The 12,153-nt window shown below is 66.0% G+C and carries 7 protein-coding genes; 1 reads left to right on the top strand and 6 read right to left on the bottom strand.

Annotation, left to right across the window (positions count from 1 at the left end):
- Positions 1-137: 137 nt before the first annotated feature.
- The 6 genes from MC380_RS00990 to MC380_RS01015 all read right to left on the bottom strand — a co-directional run bounded on the left by MC380_RS00990 (position 138) and on the right by MC380_RS01015 (position 10,475).
- The gene (locus MC380_RS00990; protein WP_242162527.1) at positions 138-1,364 is read right to left on the bottom strand and encodes an XVIPCD domain-containing protein; all 1,227 of its coding nucleotides are present in this window, start codon (positions 1,362-1,364) and stop codon (positions 138-140) included.
- 66 nt (positions 1,365-1,430) lie between these two features.
- Complete coding sequence (locus MC380_RS00995) at positions 1,431-2,138, bottom strand: ankyrin repeat domain-containing protein (RefSeq protein WP_242162807.1); 708 nt, start codon at positions 2,136-2,138, stop codon at positions 1,431-1,433.
- A 379-nt stretch (positions 2,139-2,517) separates the two neighbouring features.
- Positions 2,518-2,745, bottom strand: coding sequence for a CstA-like transporter-associated (seleno)protein (locus tag MC380_RS01000; protein WP_242162529.1), 228 nt, complete (start codon positions 2,743-2,745; stop codon positions 2,518-2,520).
- A complete protein-coding gene (locus MC380_RS01005; RefSeq protein ID WP_242162531.1) occupies positions 2,717-4,777 on the bottom strand; it encodes a carbon starvation CstA family protein in 2,061 nt (686 codons plus the stop codon). The genes MC380_RS01000 and MC380_RS01005 overlap by 29 nt, the downstream gene beginning before the upstream one ends.
- A 148-nt stretch (positions 4,778-4,925) precedes the next feature.
- A complete protein-coding gene (locus MC380_RS01010; RefSeq protein WP_242162533.1) occupies positions 4,926-7,499 on the bottom strand; it encodes a glycoside hydrolase family 3 protein in 2,574 nt (857 codons plus the stop codon).
- A gap of 102 nt (positions 7,500-7,601) precedes the next feature.
- Positions 7,602-10,475 (bottom strand): TonB-dependent receptor, encoded by a 2,874-nt coding sequence (locus MC380_RS01015; RefSeq protein ID WP_242162535.1) that lies wholly within the window; start codon positions 10,473-10,475, stop codon positions 7,602-7,604.
- Between the two features lie 152 nt (positions 10,476-10,627).
- On the opposite strand from MC380_RS01015, the gene MC380_RS01020 reads away from it, so the two are divergent.
- Positions 10,628-12,133 carry a glycoside hydrolase family 30 beta sandwich domain-containing protein gene (locus tag MC380_RS01020; protein ID WP_242162536.1) on the top strand — a complete coding sequence of 502 codons (1,506 nt, stop codon included), beginning with the start codon at positions 10,628-10,630 and terminating at the stop codon, positions 12,131-12,133.
- Positions 12,134-12,153 lie beyond the last annotated feature (20 nt).

Raw genomic sequence — 12,153 nt, forward strand, 5'->3', positions numbered from 1 at the left:
CGCCGTAGAGTGCCACCATGCGCGGACGAAGCCGAGGCGGTCCATAGGCACGCGGCCGGCCGGGCTGGTGAAGGCGCACATGCGCCAGGCAGGCGTATTAGTCCGGTATTCGGACCGCCGTCCGCGTGACGCGAACCTCAGGCCAATGCCATCCGCCGCTGCTCTTCCTGCTGCCGGCCTTGCGTCACGTGTTCGCCCCCCTGCTCGCGCAGCAGCGAGGCGCTGTCGATCGCCGGCGTGCGGCTGGCCACGTCGACATCAACGTGGCTGCGCCGGTGCCCAGCGTCGTCCAGCCCGCCTTCCACTGCGAACACGCTGCGGCCGTTCGGCGCGGCGACCACATGGTCGATGCGCCGCAGGCCGTCATGCCCGGCGGAGGCGGCCATGCCGGCGGCGGCGTTGAAGAAGCGCGCGTCGTCCTGCAGCCCGAGCCGGTCGCGCTGCGGGGCGAGCCCACGGACCGAGTCGTCGAGCAGGCGGTTGACGGTGTCCAACGAGGCATCGCGCGGGCTCCGCGCAGCGCGGTCCGGCTCCGTCGCGTCGAGTGTGTAACCGGCCTTGTCCATCGCCTCCATCACCGCCTCGATGTAGTGGTTGTCCACGCGGTGCGGCAAGTTCTTCCACGGCAGCAGCCGCTCGAAAGTGGTCAGCGGATCCGGGTCGGGCAGGTCGATGCGGGCACCGGGCGCGTCCGGCATCGCCAGCTTGAGCGGGAAGGCGTCTTCCTGCAGGTGGGTCAGGATCTCGTTCTCCACCACGTAGTGCCGCACCAGCCCCAGGTCGGCCTGACGCTTGGCCGCGGCCGCATCCACGCCGTAGCGCTCGACGGTATTGTCATGGACGCCTGCGGCGTTGAAGGTCACCGCCGGGACCTCGTTCACCATCGCGGCGGCCGCTGCCAGACCGCCGCCCAGCGACTGGCCCGACAGTACCAGGCGGCCGCCGAAGGCCAGCTTCGCCTCGCGCGCCATGGCAATGGCCTGGTCGTACTGTGCGTCCTTGAAGCCCAGCCCCTGGCCGAAATTGTGCTTCCAGTCCTGGCCCTCGTCCGTGCCCGCGTAGACCAGGGCCACGTGGCCGCTGGCGTCGCGATAGAACGAGGCGTCGAAGCCACTCTTGGTGTCGTGCAGCAGCGCCGGGTCGATGCCCGCCGCGCGCACTTCCTCGTCGCCCATGCGCGCCCAGCCGGTGGGCAGCGGCCGGTCGACCGGCGGTTGGCCGCGCAGCTGGTCCGCGCGGTCGTAATTGTCCTGGACGAGCGCCGCCAGCGCGCGATCCACGGGTTGCGGGTCCGGGCCTGCAAAACCCTTACGCCCCGAGGACGTGCCGGAATTGGCGGCGATCGTTGCCGACGGTGCATTCATATGCAGCTCCTCCATGGCTGAAGGCGCGCAGCGGAATCGGAGCCGCCCGCGCCGGTCCCTGTCCGGTTACTCGTGCGCGATACCCCTGGCGGCCAGCCAGTCGCGGACCTTCTGACGCGCGCTCCGGCTTTCGGCGTTGAGCCTGGTGTCGGAGCCGGAGAACAGCGCGGCCTGGAAGGTCTGGCCGCGGGCATTGGTCGCGGCCGGATCCACGCCCGCTTCCAGCAGCTGCAGCACGCGCGCCGCGTCGTTGATGTTGGCCGCCACGTGCGCGAGCGTGTTGCCCATCGAATCGGTGCGACGCAAGTCCGCGCCGGCCTTCAGCAGCAGATCCACCTGTGGATCACGACGGCTCTGCACGGCGCGGAAGATCGGCGTCCAGCCTCCGCGCGGGCTGGCGATATCGACCGGCGCGCCGTGGGCAACGAGGACTTGCAGATACTTCGGATCCCGTGCCATCGCTGCCATGTGGGCCACGGTCTCCTGATCCATGCCCGGCGCCGAGGCGTCGGCCCCGGCCTCCAGCAGTGCTGCCAGCGCCTCCGGGCGCTCGTTCCACACCGCCCATTCGAGCAGGGTGACGCCGTCCCTGCCACGCGCGGACAGGTCGGCCGACGGGGCCAGGCGGCGGATGCCGGCGATATCGCCCGCGGCTACAGCTTCGGTCAGCGGCACGATTGCGGGGTCCTGGAAGGGAATGCTGCGTTCCTGCACGGCTGCGGACATCCTGGTTTGCTCCTTTGCACCGGGCGGCTGCGCGGCGCATGAAACCATCGCGATGGAGGTGGCGAGAGCCGCCAGGGCGGATGCGCGCTTGGATACGGGCTTGCGCACTGCGGGGTCCTTTCCGACTGCGTCGCTGTTTCGCCGCGCGTGTCGATCCGGTGGGCGGCAACCCGATCCTACACCACTCCTGTCGCGGGTTTGCTGCATGCGCACAAACGCGGATGCGGCTTGGCGCGGTGATCTGCGGACGGGCATCCCTGTTTCGCAGCGCAGGTCCGCGCCGTTCGATCTGCGCACGTCTTCGCACGAGTTACGCACAGCGATACCTGCGGACGCGTCCCTGCTGGCGAAGGATGGCGTACTCCCCTCGCAACCCGACCGCTTGCATCGGTGCGCGTAGCGGGTGACCGATGCGCCACGGGGGCGCTCAGCAGCAGCGCGAGCGCCCAGCGCCGTAGCGTGCCGCCATGCGCTCGCGGAAGAAGCCGACGCGATCCATCGGCACGCGGTCGGGATGGTGAAGGCGCACGTGCGCCAGGTAGGCATCGTAGTCCGGCACCCCGACCGCCAGCCGCGCGGTGCTTGCGGCCAGCGTCCAGGCCCGGCGCAGCCAGGCGCCGGCGTGCTCAGCGGGCGATGGCGTCGAGCGCGACATAGTCGGTCTCCCGGGCGGTAACCACGGCGCTGCGCCGCGCGGCCAAGGCCGCGCGCACGCCGAAGAACAGGGTCAGCAGCACCACCGCCATGAACAGCACGCACAGCGCGGCGTCGAGCTGATTGTTGAAGGCGATGCGCCGCATCTCGTCGATCGATTTCGCCGGCGCCAGCAGTTCTCCGCGCGCTGCGGCGTCGCCGAACTTGCGGGCATTGGCCAGGAAACCGATCTTCGGATCGTCGTGGAAGAGCTTCTGCCAGCCAGCGGTCAGTGTGCACACCAGCAGCCACGCGGTGGGCAACGCCGGGATCCACAGCCAGCGCTCGCGCTTCATCCGCACCAGCGCCACGCAGCAGAAGATCAGCGCCAGGGCGGCCAGCATCTGGTTGGCGATGCCGAACAGCGGCCATAGGGTATTGATGCCGCCGAGCGGGTCGACCACGCCCTGGTACAGGAACCAGCCCCAGCCAGCCACCGCCAGCGCGGTGCAGGCCAGGTTTGCAGCCCAGCTTTCGGTGCGCTGGAACGGTGGATAGGCCAGGCCGATCAGCTCCTGGATCATGAAGCGCGCCACCCGCGTGCCGGCATCGATCGTGGTGAGGATGAACAAGGCTTCGAACAGGATCGCGTAGTGGTACCAGAACGCCAGCATGCCCTCGCCGCCGAGCATGCCGTGCAGGATCTGGGCCATGCCCACCGCCAGGGTCGGCGCCCCCCCGGCACGCGAGAGGATGGTGGATTCGCCGATCTCCTTCGCCGTGCCCGCCAGCACATCGGGCGTGATCACGAAGCCCCACTGCGAAATCGCCAGCGCCGCACTGTCGACCGTGGTCCCGATCAGCGCGGCGGGCGCGTTCATGGCGAAGTACACGCCCGGATCCAGCACGCAGGCCGCGATCAATGCCATCACCGCGACCGAGGCTTCCATCAGCATGCCGCCGTAGCCGATCAGGCGGATCTCGGATTCGTTCGACAGCATCTTGGGCGTGGTGCCCGACGAGATCAGCGCATGGAAGCCGGACACGGCGCCGCAGGCGATGGTGATGAACAGGAACGGGAACAGGCTGCCCGAGAACACCGGGCCGCTGCCGTCGATGAAGCGCGTGACCGCCGGCATGCGCAGCTCCGGCATCGCGACCAGCACCGCGATGGCGAGCAGGAAGATCGTGCCGATCTTGAGGAAGGTGCTCAGGTAATCGCGCGGCGCCAGCAACAGCCAGACCGGCAGCACCGCGGCGACGAAACCGTAGCCGATCAGCATCCACGCCAGCGCCTTGCCATCGAAGGTGAACAGCGGCGCCCACTGCGGCGACTGCGCGACCAGGCCGCCGAGCCAGATCGACAGCAGCAACAGCACCAGGCCCAGGATCGACACCTCGAGGATGCGACCGGGTCGCCACCAGCGCAGGTAGACGCCCATCAGCAGTGCGATCGGGATGGTCATGGCCACGGTGAACGTGCCCCATGGGCTGATGGCAAGCGCCTTCACCACCACCAGCGCCAGCACCGCGAGCAGGATCACCATGATCGCCAGGATCCCGACCATCGCGGTGTAGCCGGCGGCGTTGCCCAGTTCGCTGCGGATCATGTCGCCCAGCGAACGCCCGTCGCGGCGTACCGACAGGAACAGCACCAGCATGTCCTGCACCGCACCGGCCAGGATCACCCCGAACAGGATCCACAGGAAGCCAGGCAGGTAACCCATCTGCGCCGCCAGCACCGGGCCGACCAGCGGGCCGGCGCCGGCGATCGCGGCGAAGTGATGGCCAAACAGCACCGTCTTTTCGGTGGGAACATAATCGAGCCCATCGTTGCGCCGCCATGCGGGCGTGGCGCGGCTCGGATCGATCTGCAAGGCGCGGGTGACGATGAACCGCGCGTAGAAGCGATAGGCGATGAAGAAGATCGACACCGCCGCCGACACGATCCACAACGCGCTGATGGTCTCGCCGCGGGACAGGGCCACGGTCCCCAGGCAGAACGCCGCGAACAGGGAAAGGACGGCCCAGCCGAGTTTCGCGGGAAGGGTCATGCCGTGGCACCGTGCGTGGAGGATGATCGGCAAGCGTCGTCGACGCACCGCATCAGGTCAATGCGCGCTGCAATAAGGCCACCGCGGTTGTTGCGCAGTGAACCCCGCCCCGACGACGGGGCAGGGTGTCACGCCTCCTAACGTGGGACTAGTCGCACTTCAGGGCGTCGGCATCCTTGGCCGCCCCCGCGACGATGCGGATATTGGCGAAGGCTGCGGCGAAGGGGGCGTCTGCTTCGATCGCGAACGGCGTGTCGATGGCGGCCATGTCCGCGCCGCGAGTGGCGAAGCACTTGAGCGGGGCTTTGATCGTGCGCTTCTGCCCGGTGCCGGCGGTTTTCAGCGCGTCGGTCAGGTCGATCTCGCCGCCGCAGGTCTCGCCGCAGCCCATTGCCAGCGTCACCTTCGAGGTCGGCGCCTGCACCACCGAGACGTCGAAGCTCAACGCTGCGTCCGCCTGCGCCATCGCCGCCAGGTTGTTGCGCGACGGGTTGCGCGAGAACAGGCGCGCCGGTCCCAGCCAGGTCACTTCCTTCGCGTCCTGCTGGGTGTTCACCTGCACGGTGCGCACGCGCACCGTCGGCTTGCCCTGCGGCCATTCCAGCGTGCGGTTGAGGTCGGCGCCCAGGGCCTGCAGCTCCTTGCCCGAGCCCACGTGCAGGGCGAACATCGGCGCATCGAGGCGTTCGAAGATCGGCAGCACGGTGGCTATGCCACAGGTCTTCGTATCGTCCAGCGGCAGCTGCGCGACGGCCGCAGGCTTGGCATAGCTCAGGCCGTAGCCGTGCGCGAATTGCGGAGCGGCACCGTCCTTGCCGGCGGCGCGCGGACCAGGACACGCGACCCCTGGCCAGGAGAAGGACAGCGTGCCGCGGAAGTCGTGTGCGGGTTTGCCGTCCGTGCCCGCGAACAGTACATCGGCTACGCCCTTGCCCTCGGTGCCAGGCAGCCAGGCAGCGACGAAGGCATCGGACAGGTTGATCAGGTCGTTGGTGTACAGCGGGCGGCCCGACAGCAGCACCGTCACCACTGGCTTGCCCTTGCCGGACAACGCCTGCAGCACCGCCAGGTCTTCGGGGAAACGGCGGCTGTGGCCGACCGTGTCGGCCGGCACGATGTCGCCGGCGCCTTCGGCATAGGGCGTTTCGCCGATCACCGCGATCACCGCATCGAACTTCGACACGTCCACGCCGTCGGCCTTTTCGCTGAAGGTGACGTCGGCCTCGCCGGCGGCTTCGCGGATACCAGCCAGGATGCTGTCGGCATTCGGGAAGTCGGCATTGGTGTTGTCGGTGCCCTGCCAGGTCAGGGACCAGCCGCCGGTCTGGTTGGAGATGCTGTCGGCGCCCTTGCCGATCACCAGGATCTTCCTGCCGCGCGCCAGTGGAAGTGCATTCTTCTCGTTTTTCAGCAGCACCAGCGACTTGCGCACCGCTTCGCGGGCGAGGGCGCGGTCCTGCACGGATTCCAGCTTGCCGGCATGGGGATTGGCGGACGGCTTCTTGTCGTCGAACAGGCCCGCGCGCAGCTTCACCCGCAGGATCCGGCTCACCGCATCGTCGATGCGCGCCATCGGGATCTCGCCGGACTCGACCTGCTTCACGGTGTTGTCGATGAAGGCCTTCCAGTCGTCCGGCACCATGATCATGTCGATGCCGGCGTTGATCGCGGCCGGGCAGCTGGCATTGCTGCAGCCGGGGAGCTGGCCGATCGCATTCCAGTCCGACACGATGAAACCGTCGAAGCCCATCTTGGTCTTGAGCGCATCGGTCAGCAGTTCCCCGATGCCGTGCATCTTGCCGTGGTCCTTGCCGCTGTCGGCATCAACCCAGCTGTTGTACGAGGCCATCACCGTCTGTGCGCCCGCGCCGAGCGCGCCGAAATAGCCAGCACCGTGGAGATTGATCAACTCGCCCAGCGTGACCTTGGTGAAGCCCTGGTCCTTGCCATTCTCGGTGCCGCCGTCGCCGAGGAAATGCTTGACGCTGGCGATCGCATTGCCATCGTCCGCGAACGTGCCCTGCAGGCCACGTGTATAGGCGGTCGCGTACTCGCGTATCAGCGCCGGATCTTCCGAATAACTCTCATAGGTACGGCCCCAGCGCAGGTCCTGCACCACCGGCACCGCCGGTGCGAACAGCCAGTCGACGCCGGTTGCGCGCACTGCCTTGCCGGTGGCCGCGGCGATTTTCTCCACCAGGGCCGGGTCGTGGGCCGCGCCCAGGCCGATGTTGTGCGGGTAGATGGTGGCGCCGTAGACATTGCTGTGCCCGTGCACCGCGTCGGTGCCCCAGATGATCGGGATCTTCACCTTGAGGTCGGTGGCCATCGAGGCGTCGTAATAGCCATCGGCGAGCGCCGCCCAGTCGGCGACCGCCGCATGCTTGTTCATCGCCGGCCAGGAACCGCCGCCGTTGAGCACCGAGCCGAGGTAGTAATTCCTCACGTCCTCCGGTTTGGTGGTCTTGATCTCGGACTGGGTCATCTGCCCGACCTTCTGCCGCAGGCTCATGCCGGCCAGGATCTCCTTGATCCGTGCCTCGATCGCCGGGTCGGCCTTGATCGCGCTTTCGACCTTGGGCCAGTCGGTCAGCGCGGCTTCGGTCTTGAGTGCATCGGCGGTCGCCGCGGTGGAAGTTGCGGGCGCGCCGTCGCGTTTGCAGCTGCTGGCAGTAGCGGCCATCGCGGCGGTGACGAAGAGGGCGATCAAGCGACGTTGCATGCTGGGATCCTCGGTGTTGTCGGCGCGCAACGTGGATTTTTCTGCGCCGTAAATGACAAGGGCCGCAACGGCCCTTGTCGGTAGAGCTGCGGTGCGGGTCTCTTACTGGAAGCTGTAGGTCACGCCGAGCAGGTACTGCCGACCATACAGGTTGTACTCCAATGGAGCCTTGTAGCCGCCGGCAAAGTCGTTGTCCTGCACGGTGCGGTACGGCGAGTTCGTGATGTTGTTGACCATGAACTGCACTGACCAGCCATCGAGCGCGGTATCCGGCTGAAATGCATAACCCAATTGCATGTCGAGCTGACGGTCTGAAAGCACCCGCGTGTAGCCGCGTTGTGCGAACAGGCTGGCAATCTCCGCATTGAAATCGGATCGATAGCGTTGGCTGATACGTGCAGAGAAACCGTGCTTCTCATAGTAGGCGGTAGCGTTGGCGACGATCTTGGACAAGCCGGGGAGCGTGCTGCTAGTGCCCGGGCCGTTCGGATGGATCGAGGTTTCCGTGTAGGAACCGTTGAGCAGTACGCCGAACCCATCCAGCGCCGGCGTCAGCAACCCGCCTTCAAGTGAGGTGCTGAATTCAGCGCCCCTGAGATAACCGCCTTCGCCGTTGGCCGGAGTGGAAAACTCGCCGATATCCGAGATCGCCGGAATGGGACTGGTGTTGATGAAGCCGCTGAAGTCGTAGTCGTAGACCGTTTGCGTATACACGTAAGTGTCGAGATTCTTGTAGAACAGCGCCAGTGCGACGTAGCTGGCATCACCGAAGTACTTCTCCAGAGAAATATCGCCGGAAGTGGCGCGCCAGGGTTCCAGCAGCGGGTTGCCGCCGTTTCCGCTCCAAAGCCCTTTCTTCTCGCCGGTTTCGGCCACGCTTGCGCTACCTGAAGCGCGCATGTCATCGACCCTCGGCCTTGCAAGGGTCTTTGCGGCACCAAGGCGCAGCATCCAGCCGCTGCCGAAGTCGGCCACCAGGTTCAGGCTAGGTAGCACGTCGTCATAGGTTGTGCCGCGAGTGACGCTGCTGTCGATCGTGGCGGTGCTGTCGTCGATGTCGAAGCCCGTCGAAGACTGGTTGGTGTGCACATACTGAAGTCCGACGTTACCGCGCAGCCGGATGCTGCCGATATCGGTATCGATGTTGAGCTTTGCAAACGTTGTTTCGACGTTTTCCCGGACGGTGAAGTCCTTTCTCAGGTCGTTGGCGTCCATGTGCAGCTCGAGGTCGTAGTAGCGATCGAGTGCACCGAAGACGTCGAATGCGAGTGCGCCCGGAAGGCCGATATAGCCGAGATCGGTCGGCGAGCCGAGCAGATCGTCTTCGACCGCGACGGACGAAGCACCGCCCTTGAGCTGTGCGAAGTACACCGAAGAAGTCTTGTCCTTGATCCGGCGGGTGCCGGCAAATCCGAAATCGATGCCGCTGAAGGGGCCGGAATCGAAGGAACGGCTCAGGCCAAGCCGGATGCCCGACAACTGGTCGTCCTGGTTGGTTTTCTCCAGGCGCCCCTCCCGGCCCCAGCCTGCCGGATCACTTAGCGTGATGGTCTCTGGATCCGCGTAATCCAGGCCGGCACCGAAGGTCGGGAAATCGTTCGATCCCAGGGGATAGTCGAACGTGATGCTGTCCAGTGCGGCGCTACCGGCATAGGTTTCAAGCCAGTCCTGATGGCGCTTCGCGCGCGAATAATACACATCCGTCGTTGCTTTCCAGTTGTCCGTCACCTTGAATTCGGTATTCCAGCCGATCGAGTAAAGCGTGTCGTCGCGCTGGTTTGCGTCGTTTCGCACGATGGGCTCCATGTTATGCATGGTGCCGCTGGTGATGATTGGCGTCTGCCCTACCTGGGTGATGCCGGTGTCGGTGTAATAAACGCTATTGCCGGTCCACGGATCGTTGGACCACATCATTCCGCGGGTGGACTCCTTCTGCTCGAACTTCGAGTAATACATGTCCAGGGTGCTGTGGACGAATTCGTTCGGCTTGAACTCCAGTACACCCATTACGCCGTCGCGTACCTGGTCGCGGGAACGCAGCCAGGCTTCGGCACCTTGTTGGGCAACGGTATCGGCGGGTTTGCCCTCGACTGCGGGAAACCAGTCCTCGTTGCCGCCCCACCACCAGGCCTTGTAATGCTGTTCCTGGAACGGGGAATCGAGCCGCGCCACGCCGATGGCCACGCCGATAGTGTTGTCACGAAACTGATCGATGTAGGACGCGCTGACCCGGTAACCTTGTTTGCTGCCATCGAAATTCTGCTCGCCCAGCGAGTTGTATTCGCCACGCACGTTGGCGACGAACCGCTGCTCTGTGAACGATAGCGGGCGAACCGTTTGCAGGTTGATCGTGCCCGACAACCCCTGGCCGATCAGCGTCGCATCCGGAGTCTTGTAAACGGTCACCGCGCTCATCAGCTCCGACGGGTACTGGTCGAATTCGACGCCGCGGTTGTCACCGGTACTGACCTGTTCCCGTCCGTTGAGCAGGGTCGCTGCAAAGTCCGGGGACAGCCCGCGGATTGCGATCACCTGCGCACGACCGTCGACGCGTTGTGCGGCCAGACCGGGGAGGCGGGCGATGGATTCGGCGATGCTGACGTCGGGCAGCTTGCCGAGGTCTTCGGACGACACCGCCTCAACGATCGAGTCTGAACTGTTCTTGGTATTAACCGACGACATGATGCTGCGCCGGATGCCGGTGACGTGCACGGTACCTAGTGTGTCCACCTCCTCGGCGGTCTGCGGTGCCGTTGCCGGCTGTTCGGTTGTGCTGGCCTGATCGGCCTGCGTCTCCGGTGTTGTTAGCTCGGTTTGGGTCTCTTGCGCATAAGCCGCGCCGGTGGCAGACATCAGGGCCAGATAGCAGGCGGTCGCCAGCGCGGAGCGGCGTGGGGCAAGGACAAGAGAGCAGGCGGATTTGAGCTGACTGGGCACGGCGAACCCCTCCCGGGGCGTTGTTGACAGCGTTGTCATACGTGTGAAGAATTCGTGTGTCAAGCGTTAAGCAGACCGTCGGTCGCAATGTCGGCGGCTGCTGTGTGAAACGTAGCGCGGCGTGTCCGCACAGGCACGTTTACGCTGCACCGCAGCACGGCTGGCGCGCGGCGCCGAGCACGGGAGGCACCATGCCAGAACTCTTGCGTTTGCCATCGCTCCGGCTGCCTGCATGGCTGGGCTTGTTTGCTGGTCTGTTGGTCGCTGTGGGTTGCCAGCTGACCCCCGACCGCCATCTCGACGACGGCGGAGCGACCAACGCACGGCACGACGTATCGGTCTGGTTGACGACTTCCGACCAATCCAGGGCGATGGCGGCGATGCCGCCGGCGATCTTCGCCGCGCAGCCGCCGCTGCCGATCCATATCCATATCGATGAGGCGAAGCGGTTCCAGCGCATGCTCGGCTTCGGCGCCGCGATCACCGACGCCTCGGCGTGGCTGATCCAGCACCGCATGTCGCCGGAACAGCGCGATGCGCTGCTGCGCGAGCTGTTCGGGCGCGAGGGCGCCGGCATCGGCTTCGATTTCACCCGCCTGACCATCGGCGCCTCGGACTTCTCGCGTAGCCATTACAGCCTGGATGACGTGCCCAGTGGCGAGACCGATCCGCAGTTGCGCCGCTTCAGCATCGATCCCAATCGCGACGACGTGATTCCGGTGACACGCGCGGCGATCGGGATCAATCCGGAACTCAAGGTGATGGCTTCGCCCTGGAGCGCGCTGGCGTGGATGAAGACCACGGACAGCCTGATCAAGGGAACGCTGAAGCCGGAGTACTACGACGCATTCGCGCGTTACCTGGTGAAGTACGTCGACGCCTACGCAGGCGCGGGTATCCCCATCTTTGCCCTGACCTTGCAGAACGAGCCGGCGTTCGAACCCGATGACTATCCAGGAATGCGGCTGGACGCACAGGCGCGCGCTGCGATCATCGGACGCCACCTCGGCCCGATGCTTGCCGGCCGAAAGCAGAAGGTCGAGATCTTCGACTGGGACCACAACTGGGACAAGCCGCACGAGCCGCTGGCCGTGCTGCGCGATCCCGCGGCCGCGCCCTACGTGTCCGCCGTGGCCTGGCACTGCTACGGTGGAGAAGTCTCCGCGCAATCGCAGGTGTACGCCGCGTTTCCCGACAAGGATGTCTACCTCACCGAGTGCTCCGGCGGCGACTGGGAACCGGTCAAGAGCGGTGGCCTGACCCTGCAGGCGCGCAGCCTGATCATCGACACCACGCGGCACTGGGCGCGCGGCGTGCTGTTCTGGAACCTCGCGCTGGACGAAAACCGCGGCCCGCATGCCGGTGGTTGCGCAACCTGCCGTGGCGTAGTGACGATCGATTCGAAGACCGGCGCGGTGACCCGCACCGACGACTATTACGCGCTGGCCCACGCCAGCCGCTTCGTCCGGCGAGGGGCGTGGCGGGTCGCTTCCAGCGAAGGCCGTGACGGGGTCGACAACGTCGCCTTCGTCAACGCCGACGACGGATCGCGGGTGCTGGTGGTGACCAATTCGGCTGCGGACGAGCGCAGGTTCTCGGTGGCCACCGGCGACCGCAGCTTCGCCTATACCCTGCCGGCGAGGAGCCTTGCGACCTTCGTATGGCATCCTGAAGGCGGATCAGGGACGGGCAGGTAGACAGCTCGATGGACGCAACG

Source organism: Lysobacter sp. M15, assembly GCF_022662515.1.
Classification (GTDB): Bacteria; Pseudomonadota; Gammaproteobacteria; order Xanthomonadales; family Xanthomonadaceae; genus JAKPBU01.